The sequence below is a fragment of the Streptomyces griseorubiginosus genome (assembly GCF_001514195.1).
GTDB classification, from domain to species: domain Bacteria; phylum Actinomycetota; class Actinomycetes; order Streptomycetales; family Streptomycetaceae; genus Streptomyces; species Streptomyces griseorubiginosus.
This window is the reverse complement of the sequence record NZ_KQ948736.1, coordinates 848,549-874,546: the sequence shown is the minus strand read 5'-3', so window position 1 is coordinate 874,546 and position 25,998 is coordinate 848,549. Positions and strand designations below refer to the sequence as shown.

The 25,998-nt window shown below is 72.3% G+C and carries 21 protein-coding genes; 13 read left to right on the top strand and 8 right to left on the bottom strand.

Features of this window, described 5'->3' with window-relative positions; genetic code table 11:
- The first annotated feature begins 29 nt into the window (after positions 1-29).
- Both AQJ54_RS16545 and AQJ54_RS16540 read left to right on the top strand, forming a co-directional pair.
- Positions 30-1,415, top strand: a complete 1,386-nt coding sequence (locus AQJ54_RS16545) for a DNA-3-methyladenine glycosylase 2 family protein (protein WP_062238091.1) — start codon at positions 30-32, stop codon at positions 1,413-1,415.
- On the top strand, positions 1,412-1,894 hold the full coding sequence (locus AQJ54_RS16540; RefSeq protein ID WP_062021577.1) for a methylated-DNA--[protein]-cysteine S-methyltransferase: 483 nt from the start codon (positions 1,412-1,414) through the stop codon (positions 1,892-1,894). Before AQJ54_RS16545 ends, AQJ54_RS16540 begins: the two co-directional genes overlap by 4 nt.
- Here the strand turns inward: AQJ54_RS16540 and AQJ54_RS16535 are convergent.
- Complete coding sequence (locus AQJ54_RS16535; RefSeq protein WP_062021574.1) at positions 1,891-2,262, bottom strand: PPOX class F420-dependent oxidoreductase; 372 nt, start codon at positions 2,260-2,262, stop codon at positions 1,891-1,893. The two genes, AQJ54_RS16540 and AQJ54_RS16535, sit on opposite strands and share 4 nt — an antisense overlap.
- Positions 2,263-2,368: 106 nt before the next feature.
- Positions 2,369-2,851, bottom strand: coding sequence for a DUF456 domain-containing protein (locus tag AQJ54_RS16530; protein WP_062021571.1), 483 nt, complete (start codon positions 2,849-2,851; stop codon positions 2,369-2,371).
- Between the two features lie 190 nt (positions 2,852-3,041).
- On the opposite strand from AQJ54_RS16530, the gene AQJ54_RS46715 reads away from it, so the two are divergent.
- Complete coding sequence (locus AQJ54_RS46715; protein ID WP_248845366.1) at positions 3,042-5,588, top strand: protein phosphatase 2C domain-containing protein; 2,547 nt, start codon at positions 3,042-3,044, stop codon at positions 5,586-5,588.
- A 57-nt stretch (positions 5,589-5,645) separates the two neighbouring features.
- Positions 5,646-7,388 (top strand): pyruvate dehydrogenase, encoded by a 1,743-nt coding sequence (locus tag AQJ54_RS16520; RefSeq protein ID WP_062238089.1) that lies wholly within the window; start codon positions 5,646-5,648, stop codon positions 7,386-7,388.
- A gap of 8 nt (positions 7,389-7,396) precedes the next feature.
- On the opposite strand, the gene AQJ54_RS16515 is transcribed toward AQJ54_RS16520, so the two are convergent.
- The gene (locus AQJ54_RS16515; protein ID WP_107121073.1) at positions 7,397-8,842 is read right to left on the bottom strand and encodes a helix-turn-helix domain-containing protein; all 1,446 of its coding nucleotides are present in this window, start codon (positions 8,840-8,842) and stop codon (positions 7,397-7,399) included.
- A 235-nt stretch (positions 8,843-9,077) separates the two neighbouring features.
- Here AQJ54_RS16515 and AQJ54_RS16510 point away from each other — a divergent pair, with 235 nt between their 5' ends.
- From AQJ54_RS16510 to AQJ54_RS16500, 3 genes are all read left to right on the top strand, one after another.
- The gene (locus AQJ54_RS16510; RefSeq protein WP_062238087.1) at positions 9,078-9,695 is read left to right on the top strand and encodes a hypothetical protein; all 618 of its coding nucleotides are present in this window, start codon (positions 9,078-9,080) and stop codon (positions 9,693-9,695) included.
- Between the two features lie 144 nt (positions 9,696-9,839).
- Entirely contained in the window at positions 9,840-10,334 is a 495-nt protein-coding gene (locus tag AQJ54_RS16505; RefSeq protein ID WP_062238084.1) for a hypothetical protein, read from the top strand.
- A 703-nt stretch (positions 10,335-11,037) separates the two neighbouring features.
- On the top strand, positions 11,038-11,460 hold the full coding sequence (locus AQJ54_RS16500) for an ATP-binding protein (RefSeq protein ID WP_062021553.1): 423 nt from the start codon (positions 11,038-11,040) through the stop codon (positions 11,458-11,460).
- A gap of 67 nt (positions 11,461-11,527) precedes the next feature.
- Here AQJ54_RS16500 and AQJ54_RS16495 read toward each other — a convergent pair whose 3' ends face one another.
- Both AQJ54_RS16495 and AQJ54_RS16490 read right to left on the bottom strand, forming a co-directional pair.
- Positions 11,528-12,565 carry a DUF2637 domain-containing protein gene (locus tag AQJ54_RS16495; protein ID WP_020133516.1) on the bottom strand — a complete coding sequence of 346 codons (1,038 nt, stop codon included), beginning with the start codon at positions 12,563-12,565 and terminating at the stop codon, positions 11,528-11,530.
- 317 nt (positions 12,566-12,882) lie between these two features.
- Complete coding sequence (locus AQJ54_RS16490; RefSeq protein ID WP_062238082.1) at positions 12,883-13,749, bottom strand: (2Fe-2S)-binding protein; 867 nt, start codon at positions 13,747-13,749, stop codon at positions 12,883-12,885.
- Between the two features lie 171 nt (positions 13,750-13,920).
- Between AQJ54_RS16490 and AQJ54_RS16485 the strand changes: the two genes are divergently transcribed.
- On the top strand, positions 13,921-14,697 hold the full coding sequence (locus AQJ54_RS16485; RefSeq protein WP_062238080.1) for a GntR family transcriptional regulator: 777 nt from the start codon (positions 13,921-13,923) through the stop codon (positions 14,695-14,697).
- A 386-nt stretch (positions 14,698-15,083) separates the two neighbouring features.
- Here AQJ54_RS16485 and AQJ54_RS16480 read toward each other — a convergent pair whose 3' ends face one another.
- Both AQJ54_RS16480 and AQJ54_RS16475 read right to left on the bottom strand, forming a co-directional pair.
- On the bottom strand, positions 15,084-15,857 hold the full coding sequence (locus tag AQJ54_RS16480; protein WP_062238078.1) for a hypothetical protein: 774 nt from the start codon (positions 15,855-15,857) through the stop codon (positions 15,084-15,086).
- 126 nt (positions 15,858-15,983) lie between these two features.
- A complete protein-coding gene (locus AQJ54_RS16475) occupies positions 15,984-17,657 on the bottom strand; it encodes a PucR family transcriptional regulator (protein WP_062238077.1) in 1,674 nt (557 codons plus the stop codon).
- A 342-nt stretch (positions 17,658-17,999) separates the two neighbouring features.
- Here AQJ54_RS16475 and AQJ54_RS16470 point away from each other — a divergent pair, with 342 nt between their 5' ends.
- The 5 genes from AQJ54_RS16470 to AQJ54_RS16450 all read left to right on the top strand — a co-directional run bounded on the left by AQJ54_RS16470 (position 18,000) and on the right by AQJ54_RS16450 (position 24,617).
- Entirely contained in the window at positions 18,000-18,890 is an 891-nt protein-coding gene (locus AQJ54_RS16470; RefSeq protein ID WP_062021538.1) for an FAD binding domain-containing protein, read from the top strand.
- Positions 18,890-19,426, top strand: a complete 537-nt coding sequence (locus tag AQJ54_RS16465) for a (2Fe-2S)-binding protein (RefSeq protein WP_062021536.1) — start codon at positions 18,890-18,892, stop codon at positions 19,424-19,426. The genes AQJ54_RS16470 and AQJ54_RS16465 overlap by 1 nt, the downstream gene beginning before the upstream one ends.
- A gap of 1 nt (position 19,427) precedes the next feature.
- On the top strand, positions 19,428-21,812 hold the full coding sequence (locus tag AQJ54_RS16460) for a xanthine dehydrogenase family protein molybdopterin-binding subunit (protein WP_062238075.1): 2,385 nt from the start codon (positions 19,428-19,430) through the stop codon (positions 21,810-21,812).
- Positions 21,813-21,957: 145 nt separating this feature from the next.
- Positions 21,958-23,415, top strand: coding sequence for an NCS2 family permease (locus tag AQJ54_RS16455; RefSeq protein WP_062021530.1), 1,458 nt, complete (start codon positions 21,958-21,960; stop codon positions 23,413-23,415).
- Positions 23,416-23,453: 38 nt separating this feature from the next.
- Positions 23,454-24,617: an XdhC family protein gene (locus AQJ54_RS16450; protein WP_062238073.1), complete on the top strand. Its 1,164-nt coding sequence runs from the start codon at positions 23,454-23,456 to the stop codon at positions 24,615-24,617.
- Here AQJ54_RS16450 and AQJ54_RS16445 read toward each other — a convergent pair.
- Entirely contained in the window at positions 24,569-25,993 is a 1,425-nt protein-coding gene (locus AQJ54_RS16445) for a lanthionine synthetase LanC family protein (RefSeq protein WP_062238072.1), read from the bottom strand. The genes AQJ54_RS16450 and AQJ54_RS16445 overlap by 49 nt on opposite strands.
- Between the last annotated feature and the right edge of the window lie 5 nt (positions 25,994-25,998).

Below are 25,998 nucleotides of genomic sequence, written 5' to 3'. Positions count from 1 at the left end.
CCTGCGCACGGCGGACACTGGAACGTGTGATGGACGAAGACACCAGGTACGAAGCCGTCCGCAGCAGGGACGCCCGGTTCGACGGGGAGTTCTTCTTCGCTGTCCGGACGACCGGGATCTACTGCCGCCCCAGCTGCCCCGCGGTGACCCCGAAGCGTCACAACGTCCGCTTCTACCCGACGGCCGCCGCCGCGCAGGGCTCCGGATTCCGGGCCTGCCGGCGGTGCCGTCCGGACGCGGTGCCCGGCTCCGCCGACTGGAACGTCCGCGCCGACGTCGTGGGCCGGGCGATGCGCCTGATCGGCGACGGAGTCGTCGACCGGGAGGGCGTCGCCGGGCTCGCCGGCCGCCTCGGCTACAGCCCACGGCAGGTCCAGCGGCAGCTCACCGCCGAGCTAGGCGCCGGACCCGTCGCCCTGGCCCGCGCCCAGCGGGCCCACACGGCCCGCGTCCTGCTCCAGACCACCGTCCTGCCGGTCACCGAGATCGCGTTCGCGTCCGGCTTCGCCAGCGTGCGGCAGTTCAACGACACCGTCCGTGAGATCTACGCGGCCACCCCCACCGGCCTCAGGGCCGCCGCCAGGACCGCCCGCCGTCCCGCCACCCCCACCGCGGGCATTCCGCTACGGCTCGCCCACCGCGGCCCCTACCAGTCCGCCGCCGTCTTCGACCTGCTGGAGAGCGAGGCCGTCCACGGCGTCGAGGAGGTGACCGGAGCACCGGGCCGGCGCACCTACCGCCGCACGCTCCGCCTCCCGCACGGCACCGGGATCGTCGCCGTCCTCGAACGGCCCGGCACGGTCAGGGCCCCCTCCGGCGCCCACCCCGGCGGCTGGCTCGACGCCCACCTGAACCTGACCGACCCCCGCGACCTGACCACCGCCGTCGGACGGCTGCGGCGCCTGTTCGACCTCGACGCCGACCCCTACGCCGTCGACGAGCGCCTGGCCGAGGACCCGCGGCTCGCCCCGCTGGTCGCCGCCCGTCCCGGACTCCGCTCGCCCGGCGCCGCCGATCCCGAGGAGTTCGCGGTACGTGCACTGGTGGGCCGCACCGCATCCGAAGGTCTCGTCCAGCGCCACGGCAAGACCCTGGACGCCCCCTGCGGGAGCCTCACCCACCTCTTCCCCGAGCCCGCCGCCCTCACGGGGGCGACCGGACCGCTGGGCGCGCTCGCGACCGCCCTGGCCGACGGCGCCGTACGGCTGGACCCGGGCGCCGACCGCGACGAGGCGCAGCACGCGCTGCTCGCCCTGCCCGGCCTGGACGCCCGTACCGTCGCCACCGTCCGCACCCGTGCGCTCGGCGACCCCGATGTCGTCCCACCCGGCCTCGACACCCCCGACAGCTGGCGCCCATGGCGCTCCTACGCCTGGCAACACCTGCGCGCAGCAGGAGAGTTGGAGACATCATGACCACCCGCTGGACCCGCCTGGACAGCCCTGTCGGCGAACTGCTCCTCACCGCCGACGAGACCGGCGCGCTGACCTCGCTCTCCGTGCCCGGGCAGAAGAACGGCCGTACCGTCCAGGAGAGTTGGCGCCACGACCCAGGCCCCTTCCGGGCTGCCCGGGAGCAGCTCTCCGCCTACTTCGCCGGTGAACTCAAGGAGTTCCAGTTGGAGTTGCGCCCCGGGGGCACCGAGTTCCGCACCCGGGTCTGGGACGCCCTCGACGACGTCCCGTACGGCGCGACCGCGACGTACGGTGAGATCGCCGCCCGCGTCGGCGCCTCCCGGGTCGCCGTACGGGCCGTGGGCGGTGCGATCGGCGCCAACCCGCTGCTGATCCTCCGCCCCTGCCACCGCGTGATCGGCGCGAACGGCTCCCTGACCGGATACGCGGGCGGCCTCGAACGCAAGACGGCCCTGCTCACCCTGGAAGGGGCGCTCTAGCCCTCCTCCAGACCCCAGCTGTGGATGCGGCGAGGATGGACGCGGATCACCTCCTCGCTGAAGTGCGGACCCAACTCGTGCGGGCCGGTGAGGAGTTCCGCCTCCCCGCGGATGTCGATGCCGCGTACCCTCCACGGCTTCAGGCTCACGATGTCGTCGACGACCAGCGCGACCTTCGGGTTCCTCTGGAGGTTGCGCCACTTCTTGGTGCGGCCCATCGCGTGGCCGCCGATCAGGATGGTGCCGTCGTCCTGCGGGAAGAAACCGACCGGGTTCGCCTGCGGCTGCCCGTGCTGATCGACGGTGGCCAGGCGTCCCAGCCGCTGTGACTTCAGGTACGCGCGCTCGGCCTCGCTGAATGCGGTCATGGCAGACACCCAAACACGCGCGGGGGAACCGCACATCGGAATCCGGTCCCAGGGCGGCGGTCCTGCGTCAGCCCCACAGCTCAGCCCCACAGCTCAGCCCCACAGCTCAGCCCCACAGCACCGTCCCCAGCCACGCGCCCATGATGAGCAGGCAGGTGAACAGCTCCGCCAGCACGCTCGAGCCGCCCGAGCGCATCGCCTGCCGCAGCGCGGCCCGCGCCTCGCCGTGCCGGCCGAGGCGGTGGCGTTCGCAGAGGTAGATGCCCGCCATGAAGCCGGGGATCGCGCCGAGCACGGGGACGAGGAAGAACCCGAGGAACGCGCCCGTCCCGGCGTACACCGCCATCCTCGGGGTGGCCCCGCTCTCCCGCAGCCGGCGCGGTGGCAGCGCCCAGCGGACCACCTGGGACAGGAACAGGGCGACGGTGGCCGACACGAGCACGAACCAGGCGACCGGCTGGGGGTCCTTCAGCGCCCACCACAGGACCGTGGCCCACACCAGCCACGACCCCGGCACTCCGGGCACCAGGACGCCGACCAGGCCGAACAGCATGACCAGGCCGACCAGCAGGAGCTCCCACACTCCCATTCGTCCAGGGTGCAGGAGGGGGCGGGGATGCGCAGGTCCGCTGGTCCGGCGCCGAGGCGGGCAGCTTTCGCCACACCTTCGCCACACCTGTTCGAGGGTTCACTCGACACGCCGTTCGAGGCACTCGGTCGTGCGCCATTTTTGCGGATGCCCCGTTTCCATACGGCTCCCGCGGTGGACAATTGGGGGCATGAGCCAGCAGGGGGGTAGGCCCACGGGTCACGAGGACGACTGGTGGGGGCAGCTGTACGACTCCACGGACGACACGGGCCCCGCACCGGCCCCGGACACCCTGGACGACCGCTTCGCCTCGGCGGCGGGGGCGGTGGAGGACGGCGGCGGGGGCGCCGCCGGACCGAGCGCGCGGTCCGCCGGGGGCGTGCCTGCGCCGCGCTTCCCCGAGCCGGGTGTTGCGGAGCGCGGCTTCTCCGAGTCTGGTGTTGCGGGGTCCGGCTTCTCCGGGGCCGACGTTACGGAGTCCGGCTTCCACAAGCCGGGTGTTGCGGAGTCCGGCTTCTCCGAGCCCGGTGTTGAGCCCGGCGCCACCGGGCCCGGCTTCTCCGAGCCGGGGGACGTGCCGCCCCGCACGAGCAGTGGTCGGGACCCTGGCCGGCACCCCCGCTCCCCACAGTCGCCGCCCGGCACCGCCCAGGGCCCTGTGGCCTTCCCTCCCGGCCCCACACCCCCCGGTTTCGACGAGCGGGGCCCGTCGGACCTCCCGCCCTCGCCTCCCGGCGGCCGTACGTCCACGGAGACACCCCCCGTCACGAACATCCCGGCGTCCCGCAGGCCCCCCGACGTCCCGAGGCCACCCACGGCGGCACCGCCACCACCCACGGCCCCGCCACGCCCCGCGACTCCGCCCCCGCTGCCGGAGGACGGCGACTGGGGTGCGCGGGGGAACGGGGGTGCTGTGAGGGGCAGCGGTCGGGACGGTGCCTCGCAGGGGGCCGCCGGGCGGGTGCCTGGAGGCGGTGGCGGCCGGTCCGAGTCAGGTCCCGGCTTCGGTCGGCCGGGTGCGGGGGACGTCGGCGCGGGTGCCGCGCCGGGCGACAACCGGCCCGTTCCGTACGATCCCGGTGACTCCGGCGAGGTCGGATCGAGCGCCGGCACGGAGCCGCGCGCGGGGGACTCCGGCACAGGCGATTCCGGTGCGGACCCGCGCAGTGGCGACCCTGGCGTCGGCCCGGACCCGCGCAGGGGCGACCCCGAACCGGGCTCGGTCTCCCCGGGCGGCTCCGGGGACGCGTCCTCCCAGGCCGGCCCCCACTACCCCGGGACCCCCGCGGTCCGCCGTGACGAGCCCACCCACCGCGCCGAAGGGGACTGGTGGGCCACCCCGGCCCCCGGCGCCCCGCAACCCGCTGCGCCCACCGCCCCCACCGGCCCCGGCTCCACCCAGCCCAACCCGACGCCGGAACCCCCCGACCAGGTCGGCGACGCGACCTCCGGCGCGGGTGCCTCCCCACAGCGCGGCGAGACCACGGCCGACCGCCATCCCGAGCCTGGTCCCCATCCGGCACCGAACGCATCCTCAGCACCCGGCCCCACCGCCGACCCGGCACCCGGTGCCCACCCCCCGCCGGTCCCCGACCGCCCGTCGGCCGCCCCGCACGTCACCAGCCCCCCGTCACTTGCCCCGGACCCGGCACCCGGTGCCCCCACGCCGGTCCCCGATCGCCCGTCGGCCGCCCCTGACCTCACCAGCCCCCCGCCCCCCACCCCCGCCCCCCTCCGCACAGCCACCCGAGTGGACCTCCCCACGCTCCCTCCCGCCCCCGTCGGATTCGTGGGGTCCGGGCCGCCCACCTATGACGCCGAGCCCACCGCGCTCCCGCCCGCCGATCCCGACGAGCTCGACGACCTCGTGGCGGACACCGTGCTGGACGGGGCCAGGTACGGGGCCTGCACGCTGCGGGCGGTGTCCGTGCGGGGGGACTCCGCGCGGTTCCGGGGGGAGCCGAGGAGGGACTCCCTGCTCACCGCCCGCTTCGGCACCGGCGACCAGGCGCTGGTGCTCGTCGCCATGGCCACCGGCGCCCGCGCCACCCCCGGCGCCCACCGGGCCGCCGCCGAGGCCTGTCAGTGGATCGCACGGGCCGTGGGACGCAGCCACGCCCGCCTCGCGCAGGACATCGGCGCCGCCCGCCGCGGTGACCTGAAGTCCGGACTGCACCGCCTCACCGACCGCAGCCTCGGCAGACTCCGGGCCAGCGCCGCCGAACAGGGCGTCGACCCCGAGGAGTACGCGGCCACCCTGCGCTGTCTGCTGCTGCCCGCCGACCCCGACTGCCGGGTCCGCGTCTTCTTCGGCGTGGGCGACGGCGGTCTCTTCCGGCTGCGCGACGGCGAGTGGCACGACATCGAACCCCTGGTCAGCGACGTCACCGGAGAACCCGTCGTCGGCTTCGGCTCGCTGCCCTCCGAGACCCCCGACGGCGACCGCCTCACCATGGACCTCGGCATCCCCACACCCCCGAGCCCCTACGAGCCCGCCCCGGAACCGCCCCGCGCACCCTTCCGCTTCCGCGCCTCCGTCGCCCGCCCGGGTGACACCCTCCTGATGTGCACCGGCGGCCTCGCCGAACCCCTGCGCGGCGAACCCGAACTGTGCGAATACCTCACGGGACGGTGGTCAGGCCCCCCACCCGGACTCGCCGCGTTCCTCGCCGACAGCCAGGTAAGAGTCAAGGGATACGCCGACGACCGGACGGCCGCCGCGGTTTGGGAGGCGTGATCGCGGCCATTGTGGATTGATGGACCCAAGGAAGACCGAAGAGGGGTGCAGGGATCCATGGCCAAACAGAACGTCGCCGAGCAGTTCGTGGACATCCTCGTCAAAGCCGGAGTGAAGCGTCTCTACGGCGTCGTCGGCGACAGCCTCAACCCGGTCGTGGACGCCGTCCGGCGCAACGCCGCCATCGACTGGGTGCACGTACGGCACGAGGAGACCGCCGCCTTCGCCGCGGGCGCCGAGGCCCAGATCACCGGCAAGCTCACCGCCTGCGCCGGCTCCTGCGGGCCCGGCAACCTGCACCTCATCAACGGCCTCTACGACGCCCACCGCTCCATGGCCCCGGTCCTCGCCCTCGCCTCCCACATCCCGTCCAGCGAGATCGGCCTCGGCTTCTTCCAGGAGACCCACCCCGACCGACTCTTCCAGGAGTGCAGCCACTACAGCGAGCTGATCTCCAGCCCGAAGCAGATGCCGCGGCTGCTCCAGACCGCCATCCAGAACGCCGTCGGCCGCTCCGGCGTCAGCGTCGTCTCCCTGCCCGGTGACATCGCCGACCAGCCCGCCCCCGAGCAGGCCGCCGAGACCGCCCTGGTCACCTCACGGCCCTCGGTCCGCCCCGGCGACGCCGAGATCGACAAGCTCGTCGAGATGATCGACAAGGCGCAGAAGGTCACCCTCTTCTGCGGCAGCGGCACCGCGGGCGCGCACGCCGAGGTCATGGAGTTCGCGGAAAAGGTCAAGTCCCCTGTGGGGCACGCCCTCCGGGGCAAGGAGTGGATCCAGTACGACAACCCCTTCGACGTCGGCATGAGCGGACTGCTCGGCTACGGCGCCGCCTACGAGGCCACCCACGAGTGCGACCTGCTGATCCTGCTCGGCACCGACTTCCCGTACAACGCCTTCCTCCCCGACGACGTCCAGATCGCCCAGGTCGACGTACGGCCCGAACACCTCGGCCGCCGCTCCAAGTTGGACCTGGCCGTCTGGGGCGACGTGAAGGAGACCCTGCGGTGCCTGACACCCCGGGTCAAGGAGAAGACGAACCGGCGCTTCCTCGACAAGATGCTCAAGAAGCACGCCGACGCGCTCGAAGGCGTCGTCAAGGCGTACACCCGCAAGGTCGAGAAGCACGTCCCGATCCACCCCGAGTACGTCGCCTCCGTACTGGACGAACTCGCCGCCGACGACGCCGTGTTCACCGTCGACACCGGTATGTGCAACGTATGGGCCGCACGCTACATCTCGCCCAACGGGCGTCGCCGGGTGATCGGTTCGTTCTCGCACGGGTCGATGGCGAACGCGCTGCCGATGGCGATCGGGGCGCAGTTCACCGACCGGAAGCGACAGGTCGTGTCGATGTCCGGGGACGGCGGGTTCTCCATGCTGATGGGCGACTTCCTGACCCTCGTGCAGTACGACCTCCCCGTGAAGGTCGTGCTGTTCAACAACTCCTCGCTCGGCATGGTCGAGTTGGAGATGCTGGTCGCGGGACTGCCCTCCTACGGCACCGCCAACAAGAACCCCGACTTCGCCGCCGTGGCCCGCGCCTGCGGTGCCTACGGCGAGCGCGTCGAGAAGCCGAAGGATCTCGCCGGGGCGCTGAAGGCGGCGTTCAAGCACAAGGGCCCCGCCCTCGTCGACATCGTCACCGACCCCAACGCCCTGTCCATCCCGCCGAAGATCAGCGCCGAGATGGTCACCGGATTCGCCCTGTCCGCCTCGAAGATCGTCCTCGACGGCGGGGTCGGCCGGATGCTCCAGATGGCCCGCTCCAACCTCCGGAACGTGCCCAGGCCTTAGACCCGTCCTCAGTCGGTGTACTCCACCCAGGCCCGCTGACCGGCCGCGTCCGTGCCGTACCAGTAGCGGGGCAGGCCCTTGATGCTCGTCGTGCGGAACGGCTTGCCGTGGTCGTCGATCCGGACCGTGCCGGTGCGGCCCTGGGAGGACCAGTCCAGTTCGAGGTACCAGGTGCAGTCGCAGGTGACCGCCTCCGCGGTCACCAGCAGGATCTCCGGGTCCGTCGAGGAGACCCGGTACGGCATCTTGACGGCCGGGATGACGTTCCCGCCGTCGTTGCCGGGCTTGGACCGGGCGATCGGCCGGTCCTTGTCGAGATCGACGGAGAACTCACGGGGGGTGAGGGCGCCGCCGCACCCCTGCTCCATGGCGTACGAGTTGCCCTGGACCGGCTCGCCGCGCGAGGCCACCCGGACCCGGAGGTCCTCCAGGACGACCGCCGTGGAGCTGCGGCCCTGCACCGAGATCCGCACCATGGTCTGCCGGCCGTGGATCGCGCCCTGCGTCGCCGCCCACTGCGCCGCGTCCTGCGAGACCGGGGGCGGCGGGACCTGGGCCGGCGGCTTGGTGATGACGTAGTCGTGGCCGCAGCCTCCGAACCAGACGTGGGAGTCGGCGGTCCAGGTGAGCGGCGTTCCCGTGAAGCCGCCCTGCTTCCCGGCCTTGCCGCCGCCCTGGGAGGCCGAACCTCCGCCCGACGCCGACGCGGACGGGCTCCCGCCGACGCCCTTGGGCTTCGGGGAGCCGGAGGTGGTGGCGGACGGGCTCGGTGAGGTGGACGGGGAGCGGTCGGGCGTGCTCGACGCCGCTGTGCGGGACGAGGGGCCCGGCGCCTCGGCGACCGTGTCCGACCCGGAACGCCCCGAGGGCAGCGCCGACAGACTGCCCAGCGTCGCAAGGAGCGCCACCGCGGCGGCCGCGGTGACGGCGATCCGCCGACGGCGGTACCAGGGGCGGGGCGGGGGAGCAGCGGGACCGGGGCCCGCGAGCAGCCTGTCGTCACCGTCATCATCACCGTCGGCGGCGCTGGTCTCGTCGCCGGTAACCGCGTCACCGACCGCCGCGTCCGGAGCCGCGTCACCGACCGCCGCGTCGGCGGGATCGTCTCCACCGGGGGCCGGCGACGCCGCCGTGGCTTCCTCCGCCGTCCGGGGCCGCTGCCTCGCCGCCACCGCCGACAGCCACAGCCGGTGCAGATCCATCCGTTCCTCGGCCGAGGCCCCGCACAGCGCGGCGAATCGTTCCACCGGAGCGAAGTCGAGCGGCACCGCGTCGCCGGCGCAGTAGCGGTGCAGGGTCGAGGTGTTCATGCTCAGGCGCCGGGCCAGCGAGCCGTAACTGCGGTCCGTGCGTTCCTTCAGGCGCCGCAGCAGTGCCGCGAACTCCTGGACCTCGTCCTGCGGTTCGGGTGCGGACAACGATTCCCCCCTGATCCGGTATCCCAGGCCCACCATATACCTGCACGTCAGAAGGGGTGGGATGGTTCCACCGCTCCGAAAAGGCCGTCAGTCGTTGCGCCGACCTGCTGTGACAGCCGATGCTTCTGGTGTCGCACCGACCAGGGCCGGACCGACCAGCCGGCGGCGGGCGTCATTCCACGCTCATGCACTCATCACACATGCACTCATGCACTCATGCACTCATCACTCATGCATGCGATCACTCATGCACTCATCACGGGGGACATCCATGTTCATGCGCACTCGAGTCGGCGCGCTCTCCGCTCTCGCCCTCACCGGTCTCGCCCTCGGCGCGACGCTCGCCACTCCGGCGCAGGCGGCGCCCAAGGCACCCGGCTTCCTCGCGGCCGCCGACCTCCCGCCGCACCCGAGTTCCGACTGGACAGCCGGCAAGGTCACCGTCGGGGTGGGCGAGGCAGGACTCGGCGTCTGCGCCGAGGCCGGCGTCCCGGCCCGCTCCTCCGCCTGGAACCGTGAGTTCCGCACCGAGCTGGAGACCGGCGCCCGCCAGGTCACCCTCGTGCTGCGCGACACGGCGACGGCGAAGAGCCTCGTCTCCCAGCTGAACCGGGACTTCAAGAACTGCGCGACCAGGATCGAGCAGGCCGACCCGGAGACCAGCGCGACCGGCAAGGACTTCGGGAAGCTGTCCGTCGAGGAGGGCGCCCATGTGTACGGGCTCGCGACCGAGACGTCCTTCGGCGCCCTCGACGTCCACCTGATGTCGGTCGGCCGGGACGGCCGCACCGTGACCGTCGTCAACTGGGGCGAGATGGGCCGCCTCGGCGACGCCCCGGTGAAGGCCTTCAAGAAGACCACCGTCACCGCGGTCAACAAGCTCCACTGACCGGCGGGGCCGCCCTCCCGCACGGGGGTCGGGCGGGCGGCCCCGCTCCGGACCACGACACAGCAGCGCACACCACACCAGCGCACACCACACCAGCGCACAGCACGCACAGCAGCGCACAGCACCTGAAAACGGGGATCAGACATGAACAGCAGCACCAGGACCCGCCGTACCGCCCTGGCCGTCGGCCTCGCCCTGGCCCTCGGCCTCGGTGCCACCGCCCAGGCCTCCGCCAAAGCTCCGCGCAGCGTCGGCGGGAAGCCCTCCGACAACCTCACCCGCATCGCCGACTTCTACGGCACGTACATCGACGCGGTGACCGACGAGGGCAGCGGCGACCTCCGGGACGCGCTCCGCGCCCACTACCTCACGCCCGCCTTCCAGAAGGAGTTGAACGCCTGGGAGGAGAGGGAGCACGCCGACGGCGTCCTGCGCGCCCAGAACGTCCCGCTCGCCTGGAAGGTCACCGAGAGCGGAAACAACAAGCACACGGAGGCCGTCGTCACCCTCACGTGGAGCGCCGGCCAGACCAGCACGCTCGTCGTCGACATGACCCGCGACACCCACAAGATCTTCCACATCGGCACCAAGGGGATCGGCACCAAGGGCGTAGGAGGCAAGAGCAGCGGAGGCAAGTGACGGCAGAATCCGGCCAGTTTCCCGCCTGCCCCGGCTCTTCGCCGGCTACGGCGGGAACGGCAGCCGGGCGTAGGTGAATCGGCCCATGCGGTGTCGTCCCGGTGTCCCGGGGCCGCGTGGGCCGTTTGCCGTGTGGCAGCGCGGGACCGGCCGCCGACGCCCGGCCGGATGAACCGGCGCACCTCCGCTCGCCGTCCCGGGGCCGTCCGAGGTGCCGTACGACAGTCACCCGCCCGTGAGCCCTGAGGCCCCACCCGGGTGTTCCGGGCCGTGCCTGCGACCCAGCGTCCCCGGGCAGGACCGCCCTCGGCCTCAACCACCGCTCCCAGCAGGGGCTTTGCGAGCCGGAGGACCGGTGTGCCGGTACCGGTTCGCCGGGCACATGCCGTGAGGCGAGTCCGGAGGCACGGACGTCGAGCGGCGCGGCGCGGCGCGGCCGGGAGCCGTCTTCGTGCACGGCGGTCCGGGCGTCGCGGTGAGGGAATCCGCAGCTCCGCGGGCGGGACCGGGGCCGCCGCCGCAACTGTGGCCGAACACCTGGTGTTGATGATTCGACATGACTGCCGCCTGAACTACGGGGCATGGATCCCCGTGAACGTGTTCGAGCAGGAGGGGAACCGACATCGGCACGCGGGCGGGGGTCATGAAGAGGCAGGCACGAGGAGGCGGTCCCACGACAGGAGGGGCCTTCTCGGCACAGACCATGGAGGAGACGACCGACGGCACCCTGGAGCAGGCGCGGTCGCCACAGCTCCGGCGGAGACTGGAGCGGGCGGACCTGGGGGCCGTACCGGAGACTCGCAGGGCCCTGCGCGAGCTGTTACGGCAGTGGGGCAGGCCCGGACGATCGGAGATAGCGGAACTGCTCACCAGCGAACTGGTCACCAACGCACTCGTCCACACCGATCACGACGCGGTCGTCACGGCCACCGTGGGCCCGCAGGCGCTGCGGGTGGAGGTACGGGACTTCGTGGCCCACCGGCCCAGGATGCGGATACCCGAAGCGGGCGAGAGTACGCACGGCCGCGGCCTGGTCCTGGTGCAGTCCCTCGCGGACGCCTGGGGCGTACGGGCGCACGGGGTGGGCAAGTCCGTCTGGTTCGAACTGGACGCCGAAGCGGCCTGAAAGACGGCAACGGGAAGGGGGCGTGACCGCGTCGGTCACGCCCCCTTCCCATGGTGCCTCGGCTTCCCTAGCCGAACTGCTGCTCAAGATCCTTGAGCTTGCGCTCCAGCGAGTCGAGACGCGGCAGAGCCATTGTGTCGTCCTCCGCGGTGAGGTCGACGGAGGAGTCAGCCCCATGGCGAACGGGCTGGAGCGAAGGACGCTGCCGTACGGGCAGCGGCTGGGGCTCCGGCGTCGATATGGCAGGCTCCGCGGACGCGCGCTCAAGAGCCGCGGCCTGCGGCGCCTGCTCCAACTGCCGTCCCCGGCCGACGAATCCACGGTGGCCACGGCTGATGGCCTTGAGCTGCGCACGCTCGACGCGCTGCTGCTCCCGCCGCCGTATGCGGGCGGTCTCCTTCTGACGCTGGTCCTCGCGGACCTCGTCGACCGCCTCGTCGAGGCTGCGGACGTTCTCCAGCAGCATCAGCGACCAGGCCTTGTACGTCTCACGGGGCGCCCTCAGCCAGCGCACCACACGGATCTGCGGCAGCGGCCGCGGCACCAGACCCTGCTCGCGGAGCGCGGCCCGGCGGGTCTGCTTCAGCGCGCGGTCGAACAGCACGGCCGCGGAGAGGGACATGCCGGAGAAGAACTGGGGGGCGCCGTCGTGGCCGAAGCCCCGCGGGGCGTGCACCCAGTTGAACCAGGCCGCCGCACCGGCGAACGTCCACACCAGTATCCGGGAGCCGAGGGCCGCGTCACCGTGGCTGGCCTCGCGCACCGCGAGCACGGAGCAGAACATCGCCGCGCCGTCGAGTCCGAACGGCACCAGGTACTGCCAGCCGCCGGAGAGGCTCAGGTTCTCCTCACCGAAGCCGACCAGGCCCCGGAAGGAAAGGGCGGCGGCGACCGCCGCGCAGCAGAAGAGGAGAACATAGGAGGCGGTGCCGTATATGGCTTCCTTGCGCCTGCGGCGCTCCTCGCTGCGCTCCCAGGAGTCGTCTTTCGCGTGCTCCCCGCCGGACCGCTTGCTCCGCGCGAGCACCGCCACCGCCGCCAGCATGCCCAGGAGCAGTACGGCGCCCGGAAGCAGCCAGTTCAGCGATATGTCGGTCAGTCTCATCTGGGGGTCCCTTGCATTGGGATAGGGCGTAACGCCCGCCATAGTGGCCCACTCCCACCGGCCCTCAGGGGGTTTCGGGGCAAGTGGCCGCCAAGGAAGTGCAAGGGAGTTGCCCAGGGCAGCGTTTTGCTCGAACTGCCGCTTGAGGGGCGGGAGTTGAGTTCGAATAAGACTACCCGTACGGGTGGTTCTCCGGAAAGTTCCTGCGCCAAGTGAGGAAGTTGTGAAGTGCCTGTAACCGAACGGGCGTCTCAGTCGGCGTTGATCTTACGGGACCCGTCCGAGGGGTGTGCACGGGGGGTCCCCCTGACGGCGGCTCAACTCGCGGCGACCGCGGTGAGCTTGGCGATCCGGTCCGTGTCGCAGGTGCGCGGGCAGGTGGCGCAGGTGTCGTCCGGGGCCAGTGTGTAGTACATGCAGCAGCTCACCCGGTCCCGGGTGGGCAGCGTCACGCCGTCCGGGCCGGCCAGCATCCGGAACGCGGGGGAGCCGACGTACGGCTTGGTGGTTCCGGGCAGGAGCCGGTCGAGTTCGCGCTCGGCCCGGCGCTTCTCGTGCTCGCCGAGAAGTCCGGCGACGTACCAGATCCCCTCGACGATCTCGTCCGTCATCATGCCCCACAGGGCCCGGCCGCGGCGGCGCATACGGGGGCCGAAGGCGGTGAGCAGCGGTTCCATGTGCTCGGCGATCGCGTCCCGCAGCTCGGCGCGCAGGGACTCCTCGTCGGGGACCGGGCGTGCGCCCGGGAGTGCCGCCGCGGGGTCGTCCGGGAGGCAGGCGAACGAGCTGGGGTGCACCGCGAGGGCCATCGGGCCCCGGGTGCGGTCGTAGGAGACGTGGGTCACGGGGTAGCGGGGGACCCTGCGGTGGAGGAACCAGGGGGCGGTGAAGAGGAGACAGGCCGGCCAGGCGTAGCGGTGCAGGCCGAAGCCGGCGATCACGTCCGGACGGCCCGGCCGGTGGTTGTCCCTGAGGACCTGCTCGTGGTCCCAGGCGAGGAACGCGTCCAGCGCGGCGGGGTTCCCCGCGAGGTCCGCTGCGGTGACCCAGCCGTCGGTGGAGGGGAGGGGGGTGAGCGGGGGGAGCTCGGTGACGGTCAGGGCGGGCAGGGCCTTGGTCAGGCGGGCGTAGGCGGGGGTGGCGGGGGTCGCGATGGAAACGGGGGTGGGCGGTGGTGTGGGCATGTGGGGCCACCCGTTCGCGGTCGGTCTGGCGGCGGGCCTGCTTCAAAGGTAAGGCTTACCTTAGCAAGGCTTTCGGGATTTGAACTGAGGCGTTCTGCGCCTAAGGTGCTTGACGGGTGAGTAACAACCCGTCGTAATGACCCCAAGTGCTGACACGTCCGAGGAGGGCCCGTGAAGGGTGTGGGGCGGGACGTGCGGGAGGCCCTGGCCGCCGACGTCCGGGTGCCGCCGCAGACGCGGGCGTCCGAGATGAGGGCTGAGCACGAGCAGGGTGAGCACGCGCGCGGTGAGCACACGCACAGCGAGGTGCCGATCCCGCGGCCGGTGGTGCAGCGGGCGTCCGTGCGGGGGCAGATCCTGGACGCTCTGCGTACGGCGTTGATGGCGGGGGAGTTGCGCCCGGGGGACGTGTACTCGGCGCCCGCGCTGGGGGAGCGTTTCGGGGTGTCCGCGACGCCCGTGCGGGAGGCCATGCAGCAGCTCGCGCTGGAGGGGGCCGTCGAGGTCGTTCCCAACCGGGGGTTCCGGGTGGTCGAGCGGGGGGCCCGGGAGCTGGCGGAGCTGGCCGAGGTGCGGGCGCTGATCGAGGTGCCGGTGATGGTACGGCTGGCGCGGACCGTGTCGGTGGAACGGTGGGCGGAGCTGCGGCCGCTGGCGGAGGCGACGGTGCGGGCGGCGGCGTCGGGGTGCCGGGCGACGTACGCGGAGACCGACCGGGCGTTTCACCGCGGGGTGCTGGGGTTGTCGGGGAACGAGCAACTGGTCCAGATCGCGGAGGACTTGCATCGGCGGTCGCAGTGGCCGTTGGTGGGGGGTGTTTCGTCGCGGGGGCGGGGTGATCTGGTGGCGGATGCGGGGGAGCATGTGGCGTTGCTGGACGCGTTGATGGCTCGGGACGTGGATGTGGTGCGGGTTTTGGTGGGCGGGCATTTCGCCGGCGTTTCGTGAGGTTGGTCCGTCGTCTGCGGCTTGGTGGGGGCGGGCGTTTTGCGCAGTTCCCCGCGCCCCTGAAATGCCTGCGGCGGCCCGTTTCTGTCCGGTGGGGGCGTGCGTAGCGCGTTCCGTTCGGTTTGGGGTCGGTGCCGGGGTGGGGGGTATCCGTCCTCGGTCCGGCGGCTCGGTCACTTTGAGATGCGCTCGGTTCCGGACGCCGGCCGCTGCGGGCGGACACCCCCCACCCCGTCCCCTGCGCGCCGTACGCGGCGAACAGTGCGTCGTGGCGTGCGTCCCCATGACCCACCCAGGGGCGCGGGGAACTGCGCGACCAGCCACAACAGACCTCAAGCCGCCTGACAACCGACCCCGGCACCCCCCCCTAGGCGCCCCTCAGTCGCTCACGCCGATGCCGCCGGCGGAGTCAACTGGCGGGAGAGCCATGTCGGGATGCCGCCCAGCAGGCGGTGCAAACGGCGGGCCTCCTCGCGGAGTCTCGTGGCCTCGGGTTCGACCTCCGCCTCGGCCAGGGACGCCAGCGCCGGCGCCGTGCCGACGAGGTAGCCCAACTCCTCGCGGATCCGGAGGGATTCGGCGAAGCCGTGGCGGGCCTCGGCCAACTCGCCGTCCCGCAGGGCCAGTCCGGCGAGGTGGCGCCAGGTGCAGGAGAGGAGCAGCGGGTCGGACTGGGCCGTCGCTCCGGCGTGGGCGCGGCGGTAGGCCGCGCGGGCCGACTGGGGGGAGTGGGCCAGGTTCTCCGCCAGCAGGCCCCGGCGGAAGTCGAGGAGGGCCCGTCCCTCGGCGCCCGGGGCGATCAGCGCGGCGGCCCGGCCGAGCGCCGCCCTCGCCTCGTCCGCCCGGTCACGGACCCCGTGCACCGTCGCCGCGTACGCAAGGTGCCCCCGTTCACAAGCGGCCGCGCCCCGCTCCTCGTCGCTGTGGGCCAGCGCCTCGGCGGTGCGCAGCGCGTCCTCCGCCTCCGCCCAGCCCTGTTCGGTGTACAGACAGCGTTCCACCAGCAGCGCTGTCCGCTGGAGGGCCGCCTGTGCGGTGACCGGTTGGAGCAGGGCGGCCGCGTCGGCCCAGCAGGCTCTCGAGCGCAGCCGCCATACCGCGGTCTGGAGTGGATCGTCACCGGCAGTCGTTCCGTTACCAGACATGGCGGTATGCGCCACGTTGCCCTCCCCGAGCGCGCCATCGAGCTATGAGTGGTGGGCGCAGTTCAGCATGAATCCGCGGGCCCGGCCAAGGGGGTGGGTGAAGGAATTCACAAAGTCGTGGGAGTCGGGGGCTCGTGGGTTTCAGCTCATCCGCAGTGCCAGGAAGAAATCCAGCTTGTCCTCGAGGCGGGACAGGTCGCGGCTCGTCAACTGCTCGATCCGGCCGACGCGGTAGCGCAGCGTGTTGACGTGCAGGTGGAGGCGGGTCGCGCAGCGGGTCCAGGAGCCGTCGCAGTCCAGGAAGGCCTCGAGGGTGGGGATCAGCTCGGCCCGGTGGCGGCGGTCGTAGTCGCGCAGGGGGTCGAGGAGGCGGGCCGTGAAGGCTCGTCTGACGTCGTCCGGGACGAAGGGAAGGAGGAGGACGTGCGAGGCCAGTTCCTGGTGGCCCGCCGCGCAGACCCGGCCGGGGCGCGCCGCCGCCACCCGGCGGGCGTGCCGCGCCTCCTCCAGGGCGCCCCGGAGGCCTTCGGCCGAGTGGACCGCGGCGCTGACGCCGAGGGTGACCCGGCCGTCGCCGTCCAGGCCCGCGGAGAGGGGATCGCGGACGGATGCGAGGAGGGCGTCGGCGAGGATGCCCGTCTCCGAGCCGTCGTGTTCCGTCGAGACGGCGGGCAGGGGGACCAGGGCGATCGCCTCGTCGCCGGTGTGGGCCACCGCGATGCGGTCGGAGGGCTCGGGGCCGGTCGCGAGGGGGTCCACCAGGATCTCCTCCAGGAGGGACTGGGCCACCGGGCCGCCCTCCAGTTCGGCGTCCTGCCACTCGACCCTGGCCACCACCACCTGCCAGTGCGGGGCGGCTCCGAGTCCGGGCAGCAGCACCGGGGCGGCCACCCTGAGGCGGGCGGCGATCTCGGCCGGTGCCGCTCCCGTCTGGACCAGTTCCAGGACCTCCTGGGCGAGGCGGCGGCGGACAGTGCGGGCCGCGTCCCTGCGGTCGCGCTCCACCGCGATCAGCTGGGTGACGCCCTGGAGGAGGTCGAGGCGTTCCTCGGGCCAGTCACCGGCGTCCGCCTCCACCGCCAGCAGCCAGTCGGACAGGACCGTCTCGCGGACGTCCCGGGAGGCGTGGGGGGAGCGGCCCGAGCTGCGGACCGGGAACAGGGAGTACGTCGACGAGCCGAGCGTGACCCGGTGCGGTCCGCGGCGGCCGGTGCGGGCCGCCGCCAGGTGTTCCGCCGCGAGCTTCGCGCAGAGGTCCGCCGGAAGGCCCGGGCCCGCCGTCTTCGGGCCCGCGATCGCCCGGCCGGTGGGGGACAGCACCCAGGCGCGCAGGTCCAGGTCGGAGCCGAGGAGGTCCAGGACCACGTCCGGGCCGCCGCCCGCCGGGCCCGAGGTCATCATGCGGCGGTGCCGGTCCACCACGGCCGCCAGGTCGCCCGCGCGCTCGCCCGAGACCTGCCGTACGACATGCTCGGTGATCGTCGCGAACGCCACCGACTCGTGCACGGCGAAGAGGGGGAGGCGGTGCCGGGCGCAGGCCACGACGAGGTCGTCCGGGATGTCCCCGAGCTCCGCCTCGCCGGCCGCCAGCGCTGCCACTCCGGCCTGCACGAGCAGTCGTACGAACGGCTCCGAGTCGGCGGCGTCCCGGCGCCAGGCGAGGCCGGTCAGGACCAGCTCGCCGCCCGAGAGGTAGCGGCTCGGATCGCGCAGGTCCGTGGTCATGACGCCGCGCACGGTGCGGTCCAGTTCGCCCTCGCCACCGAGCAGCCGCAGGCCCAGCGCGTCGGTGTCCAGCAGTGCGCGCAGCCGCATTCTCGTCGCCGCCGTTCTTTGTCTCGAAATCTACGATGGGGGAAGGGTCCGGTGGAGGAGGAGCGGCTTCTGCCGACTCCGGGGCTGTGTCCCAGGTCACGTGGGCTGTGCCGCACGTTTCCACAGCAAACCATGGAGGTTACCGAGGGCCTCCGTTCATACGAATCTACAAGATGAGGGCCGCGACCAGCCAACTCCTTCATGGTTTCCGTGACTGACCCGGTCGGAGTACGGCGCTGTGTACTGGCTCCACTCCACGTAAACAGCACATGAACGAGCCTGGGCCGCCGCACACGATCTGGCTCGATCCGTACGATCACGAGACGAAGAAGAGAGCCGGTCATGGACTTCCTTCGCCCCGCCAGCTGGGAGGAGGCGCTCGCCGCGAAGGCCGAGCACCCCACCGCTGTGCCCATCGCGGGCGGCACCGACGTGATGGTCGAGATCAACTTCGACCACCGGCGGCCCGAGTACCTGCTCGACCTGAACCGCGTCGGCGAGCTGACCGACTGGGAGGTCGGCGAGGACTCCGTGCGGCTGGGCGCCTCCGTGCCGTACACGCACATCATGGAGCACCTGCGCGGCGAGCTCCCGGGGCTGGCCCTCGCCTCGCACACCGTGGCCTCCCCGCAGATCCGCAACCGCGGTGGCGTCGGCGGCAACCTCGGTACCGCCTCCCCGGCCGGTGACGCCCACCCGGCGCTGCTCGCGGCCGGCGCCGAGGTCGAGGTGGAGTCCGTACGCGGATCGCGGCGCATCCCGATCGACGAGTTCTACACCGGCGTGAAGCGCAACGCGCTCGCGGCCGACGAGCTGATCCGCGCGGTGCACGTGAAGAAGGCCGACGGGCCCCAGCAGTACAGCAAGGTGGGCACCAGGAACGCCATGGTCATCGCCGTGTGCGCGTTCGGGCTCGCGCTGCACCCCGAGACGCGGACCGTGCGGACCGGGATCGGTTCCGCCGCACCCACGCCGGTGCGGGCCAAGGCCGCCGAGGAGTTCCTGAACGCGGCCCTGGAGGAGGGCGGCTTCTGGGACAACGGGAAGATCATCACCCCGTCGGTCGCCAAGCAGTTCGCGGACCTGTGCGCCGCCTCCTGCAACCCGATCGACGACGTCCGGGGCACCGCGAGCTACCGCCGCCACGCGGTCGGCATCATGGCCCGCCGCACCCTGACCTGGACCTGGGAGTCGTACCGCGGCACCGCCGCCACCACGGAGGGAGCTGCGTAATGCGCGTCAACTTCACTGTCAACGGCCGTCCGCAGGAAGCCGACGACGTCTGGGAGGGCGAGTCCCTGCTGTACGTGCTGCGCGAGCGGCTCGGGCTGCCGGGCTCGAAGAACGCCTGCGAGCAGGGTGAGTGCGGATCCTGCACGGTCCGCCTGGACGGCGTCCCGGTGTGCTCGTGCCTGGTCGCCGCCGGGCAGGTCGAGGGCCGCGAGGTCGTCACCGTCGAGGGGCTCGCGGACTACGCCAAGGAGCGTGCCTGTGGGCACCGCTCTCCCGAGGGGCAGGACTCGCAGACCGGCGAGGGCACCGAACTCGCCCCGATCCAGCAGGCGTTCATCGACGCCGGTGCCGTCCAGTGCGGCTTCTGCACGCCGGGGCTGCTGGTCGCCGCCGACGAGATGCTGGAGCGCAACCCCAACCCGAGCGACGCGGACATCCGCGAGGCGCTCTCGGGGAACCTGTGCCGCTGCACCGGCTACGAGAAGATCATGGACGCGGTCCGCCTCGCGGCCGCCCGGCAGGGAGAGGCGGTCTGAGATGTCCACTCCCAACGGCACCCCCACCAAGCTCACCCAGGGTGCGCCGACCAAGGGCGGCATCGGCGAGTCCACGCTCCGCCCGGACGGCACCCTCAAGGTCACCGGCGAGTTCGCGTACTCCTCCGACATGTGGCACGAGGACATGCTCTGGGGGCAGATCCTCCGCTCGACCGTCGCGCACGCCGAGATCGTGTCCATCGACACGAGCGAGGCGCTCGCCCTGCCGGGCGTGTACGCCGTCATGACGTACGACGACCTGCCGACCGAGGTGAAGAACTACGGCCTGGAGATCCAGGACACCCCGGTCCTCGCGCACGGCAAGGTCCGCCACCACGGCGAGCCGGTCGCCATCGTCGCCGCCGACCACCCCGAGACGGCCCGCCGCGCCGCCGCCAAGATCAAGGTCGAGTACCGCGAGCTGCCCGTCATCACCGACGAGGCCTCCGCGACCGCCCCCGACGCGATCCTCGTCCACGAGAACCGCGACGACCACCACATCGGGCACGTCCCGCACCCGAACATCGTGCACCGCCAGCCGATCGTCCGCGGTGACGCCCGACGAGCCGCCGAGCGGGCCGACTTCGTCGTCAAGGGCGAGTACACGTTCGGCATGCAGGACCAGGCCTTCCTCGGCCCCGAGTCGGGTCTCGCCGTGCCGGACGAGGACGGTGGCGTCCACCTCTACATCGCCACCCAGTGGCTGCACTCCGACCTGCGGCAGATCGCGCCCGTCCTCGGCCTGCCCGAGCGCAAGGTGCGCATGACGCTGTCCGGCGTCGGCGGGGCCTTCGGCGGCCGCGAGGACCTGTCGATGCAGATCCACGCCTGTCTGCTGGCCCTGCGCACGGGCAAGCCCGTCAAGATCGTCTACAACCGGTTCGAGTCCTTCTTCGGACACGTCCACCGCCACCCGGCCAAGCTGTACTACGAGCACGGGGCCACCCGCGACGGCAAGTTGACCCACGTCAAGTGCCGGATCGTGCTCGACGGCGGCGCCTACGCCTCCGCCTCCCCGGCCGTGGTCGGCAACGCCTCCTCGCTGTCGATCGGCCCCTACGTGGTCGACGACGTCGACATCGAGGCCATCGCCCTCTACACCAACAACCCGCCGTGCGGGGCGATGCGCGGCTTCGGCGCGGTCCAGGCGTGCTTCGCCTACGAGGCCCAGATGGACAAGCTCGCCGACGCGGTGGGCATGGACCGGGTCGAGTTCCGGCAGCTCAACGCCATGGAGCAGGGCACGATCATGCCGACGGGCCAGCCCGTCGACTCACCGGCCCCGGTCGCCGAACTCCTGCGCCGCGTCAAGGCGATGCCGCTTCCTCCGGAGCGCCAGTGGGAGTCCAGCCAGGGCTCGGACGTACGTCAGCTTCCCGGCGGCCTGTCCAACACCACCCACGGCGAAGGCGTGGTGCGGGGCGTGGGCTACGCGGTCGGCATCAAGAACGTCGGCTTCTCCGAGGGCTTCGACGACTACTCCACCGCCAAGGTCCGCATGGAGGTCATCGGCGGTGAGCCCGTCGCCACCGTGCACACCGCCATGGCGGAGGTCGGACAGGGCGGTGTCACCGTCCACGCGCAGATCGCCCGTACCGAGCTCGGCGTCGCCCAGGTGACCATCCACCCGGCCGACACCCAGGTCGGCTCGGCGGGTTCGACCTCGGCCTCCCGGCAGACGTACGTCACCGGTGGCGCCGTGAAGAACTCCTGCGAGCTGGTCCGGGAGAAGGTCCTGGAGATCGGGCGCCGCAAGTTCGGTTCCTACCACCCCGCCTGGGCCACCGCCGAGCTGCTCCTGGAGGGCGGCAAGGTCGTCACCGACGGCGGCGAGGTCCTCGCGGACCTGGCCGAGGTGCTGGAGGGCGAGTCCGTCGAGGTCGAGGCGGAGTGGCGGCACCGGCCCACCGAGGCCTTCGACCTGCGCACCGGGCAGGGCTTCGGACACGTCCAGTACTCCTTCGCCGCCCACCGCGCGGTCGTCGAGGTCGACACCGAGCTCGGCCTGGTCAAGGTGATCGAGCTGGCCTGTGCGCAGGACGTCGGCAAGGCGCTCAACCCGCTCTCCGTCGTCGGCCAGATCCAGGGCGGCACGATCCAGGGCCTGGGCGTCGCGGTGATGGAGGAGATCATCGTGGACCCGGTGACGGCGAAGGTCAGGAACCCCTCCTTCACGGACTACCTGATCCCCACGATCCTCGACACGCCGACCATCCCCGTCGACGTGCTCGAACTCGCCGACGATCACGCCCCGTACGGGCTGCGTGGCATCGGCGAGGCACCCACCCTGTCCTCGACCCCCGCTGTGCTCGCGGCGATCCGCAACGCGACGGGCCTGGAGCTGAACCGGACACCGGTACGGCCGGAACACCTGACCGGCACCTGACCAACCGGCGAGTCACCCGGGGGACTTGCTCCCCCGGGCCCCCAACTGTCCGTCCTGGGCCGTCCCCCGGGTCGTGCACATCCCAAATCCCGTGCCCGAAAAGGCGGTCGCACGGGTGCCCCTGTGAACCTTGGGAGACGGCACCATGACCCAACAGCAACTCGAGCCGGCGACCACCGCCGACGACGCGGGCGAAGGCACCCGCGTCCCGGCCGGCCGGTCCTGGCTCGACCGGTACTTCCACATATCCCGGCGCGGATCCACCGTGGCGCGTGAAGTGCGCGGCGGCGTCACCACCTTCATGGCGATGGCGTACATCCTCCTGCTCAATCCCCTGATCCTGTCCGGCAAGGACGTCGCCGGGGACACCCTCGGCCAGAAGGCCCTCATCACCGCGACGGCGTTCGCGGCGGCCTTCACCACGCTGCTGATGGGCTTCTTCGGCAAGGTGCCGCTCGCGCTCGCCGCCGGCCTCTCCGTGTCCGGCGTGCTGTCCTCGCAGGTCGTGCCCGTGATGACGTGGCCGCAGGCCATGGGCATGTGCGTGATGTACGGCGTGGTCATCATGCTGCTGGTCGTCACCGGACTGCGTGAGATGATCATGAACGCGATCCCGCTGGCCCTCAAGCACGGCATCACCATGGGCATCGGTCTGTTCGTCGCCCTGATCGGCTTCTACAAGGCCGGCTTCGTCCACCAGGGCAAGGCGACCCCGGTGACGCTCGGCCCGACGGGCGAACTGGCGGGCTGGCCCGTCCTGTTGTTCGCCGTCACCCTCCTCGCCATCTTCATGCTCCAGGCGCGAGGCGTGCCCGGCGCGATCCTCCTCGGCATCGTCGGCGGGACCGTCCTGGCCGTCGTCCTCAACGCCGTCGGGGCCATCGCCCCCGGGCAGTGGGCCAGCGGCGCCCCCGAACTGCACGGCAGCGCGGTCTCGATGCCCGACTTCTCGATCTTCGGGAAGGTCGAGTTCGGCGGCTGGGGCCAGGTCGGCGCGATGACGGTCGGCATGATCGTGTTCACGCTGGTGCTCGCCGGGTTCTTCGACGCGATGGCCACCATCATCGGCGTCGGCACCGAGGCGAAGCTCGCCGACGAGCAGGGCCGGATGCCGGGCCTGTCCAAGGCGCTGTTCATCGACGGGGCGGGCGGCGCGATCGGCGGTGTGGCCGGCGCGTCCGGCCAGACCGTCTTCGTCGAGTCGGCCACCGGCGTCGGCGAGGGCGCCCGCACCGGGCTCTCCTCCGTCGTCACCGGACTGTTCTTCGCGGCCTGTCTGTTCTTCACCCCGCTCACGGCCATCGTGCCGGGAGAGGTGGCGGCGGCGGCCCTGGTGGTCATCGGCGCGATGATGATGATGAACGCGCGGCACGTGGACTGGGCGGACCGCGCGACGGCGATCCCGGTGTTCCTGACGGTCGTGATCATGCCGTTCACGTACTCGATCACGGCGGGCGTCGCGGCGGGCGTCATCTCGTACGTCGCCATCAAGGTCGCCCAGGGCAAGGCGCGGGAGATCGGGGCGTTCATGTGGGCCCTGACAGTGATCTTCTTCGTCTATTTCGCCCTCAATCCCATTGAGAGCTGGATGGGCGTGCGCTAGCCGCCCCCGGTACACGACTTCCGTTAGGAGACCGAGACATGCTGGACATCGCCGACGAGCTGCACCGGTGGGTCGAGCAGGGACGTGACTTCGCCGTGGCCACCGTGGTGGCCGTCGGCGGCAGCGCGCCCCGCCGGCCGGGCGCCGCCCTCGCGGTGGACGCCGACGGCACGGCGATCGGCTCGGTCTCCGGCGGTTGCGTGGAAGGAGCCGTCTACGACCTGTGCCAACAGGCGCTCCAGGACGGGGAGTCGGTCCTCGAACGCTTCGGCTACAGCGACGACGACGCCTTCGCGGTCGGCCTGACCTGCGGCGGCGTCATCGACATCCTCGTCACCCCGGTCCGGGCGGCCGACCGGGTCCGCCCGGCCGTCACGGCCGCGCTCGAAGCCGCCGCAGACGGGGAGACGGCGGCCCTGGCCCGGATCGTCTCCGGTCCGGCGGAACTCATCGGCCGCGCACTGGTCGTACGGCCCGGGAACTCCGACGACAGCGACGTCCGGGGCGGTTTCGGCGCCCACCCCGAACTGGACCGCACGGTCGCCGCCGAGGCCCGCGCCTTCCTGGACGCGGGCCGCACCGGCACCCTGGAGATCGGCGAACAGGGATCGCGCTGCGGGGCCCCGCTCACCGTGCTCGTCGAGTCCTCCGTGCCGCCGCCCCGGATGATCGTCTTCGGCGCCATCGACTTCGCGTCGGCGCTGGTGCGGATCGGCAAGTTCCTCGGCTACCGGGTGACCGTGTGCGACGCCCGGCCGGTCTTCGCCACCGGGGCCCGCTTCCCGGAGGCCGACGAGATCGTCGTCGAGTGGCCGCACCGGTACCTGGAACGCACCGAGGTCGACGCCCGGACCGTCCTGTGCGTCCTCACCCACGATGCCAAGTTCGACGTACCCCTGCTCCAGCTGGCCCTCACCCTCCCGGTCGCCTACGTCGGCGCCATGGGCTCCCGCCGCACCCACCTCGACCGCAACGAACGCCTCCGCCAGGTCGGCGTCACCGAGATGGAGTTGGCGCGTCTGCGGTCACCCATCGGACTGGACCTCGGCGCCCGCACCCCCGAGGAGACGGCCCTGTCCATCGCCGCCGAGATCGTCGCGGCCCGGCGCGGCGGCAGCGGGGTCTCCCTCACCGGTGCGCACACCCCGATCCATCACGACGTCACCGCGGAGGCGCCCCGCCGGATCGGGTCCGTGGCCTGAGCGGACACCGGCGGCTGGTCCGGCCACGCGAACGCGTACCCCGGCTCACCGCCCCGGCTCAGCCGGACGAAGCGCAGCAGCTCCCGCACGATGCCCGCGCTGCCCTGCGCCCAGCCGGTGCGGGGCTCCAACTCGCTGGGGGTGGACCGGTGTTCGACGTTGGACCAGCGGGCCCCGTCGCCGTCCCGGACCGCGCGGGCGGCGAGGTCGGCGACCAGGACCTGTGCGAAGTCCTCCGCGCGCCGCCCCTCGGCGATCCGGTCCGAGGCCAGGGCCAGGACGCTCGCCGTACCGCAGCAGCGGCCCTGGTTGTCCCAGAACCCGGGGCGCAGCCGCCGTGGGAGCCCCGAGTGCGTGATGGTGTGCCAGCAGCGGTCGGCGAGGGCGTCCCAGGCCGGGTCCCCGTCCGAGCCGCCGCCCGAGCCGCCGTCCGAGCCGCCGTCCGAGCCGGGCTCCGTGTCCCTGGCCGCTTCCCTTCCCGTTTCGCTGCCGGTGCCCCGGCCTGTGTCGCTGCCCGTGTCCCTGTCCGAGTCGCGCAGCAGCCGGAAGATCTGGGCGTCACCGGCCGGGCCGTGGCACCAGCCGTAGCTGATCGGCTCGATGAGGTCCGGGAGGAACTGCGGGTTGGAGTGCCGGACCAGGAAACCGTCCGGGCCGTCCTGGTCGCGGGCCACGACGTCCGCGACCCCGGCCAGCGCCGACTCCACGAGGTCGGCCCGGCCGGTCGCGTACCCGATCCGGGCCAGGGCGTAGGCGATGCCGAGGGTGCCGTGGGACATGTGGTGCATACGCGCCTCGGTGCCCGGCCGGTGCGGCCAGGTGACACCCCACTCGGTCCGCTCGGCCGCCCGGAGATAGGGCTCCACCGCGAGGACCGCGAACTCGGGGTCACCGAGCGCCAGCGCGGTCAGGCCGATTCCGCCGTTGCCGCCCATCAGCTCGAACAGCTCGCCCCAGCGCTCCCCGTCGAAGCCCGCCCGTACGAGAGCCATCGCCCGGTCGGCCGCCGCGCCGCAGGCGGTGTCCCCGAGTTCCCCGTGCAGGGTGTGCAGCATCAGCGTGACGCCCGCCCGGCCGAAGTACAGGGAGTTGTCGTCGAGGCCGTCGACCGCGGACTCCAGACCGCGGCCCGCGCGGAGGGCGAGATCGGCCCAGGAGTCGTCGCCGAAGTGCCGCCAGGCCTCCAGGAGTACGGTGACGATCCCGGCCGTGCCGTCGTACAGGCACGGTTCGGGCTCCTTCTCCGAGGGCGCGGACGGCCAGAGGAGTCCGCCGTCCGCCGTCTCGCGCGCGGTCCCCACGAGCCAACGGAGTCCGTCCACCGCGAGCGCCTCGACCTCGTCGGTCCGTACCGTCGTACCGTCAACTTCCGTCATACCGG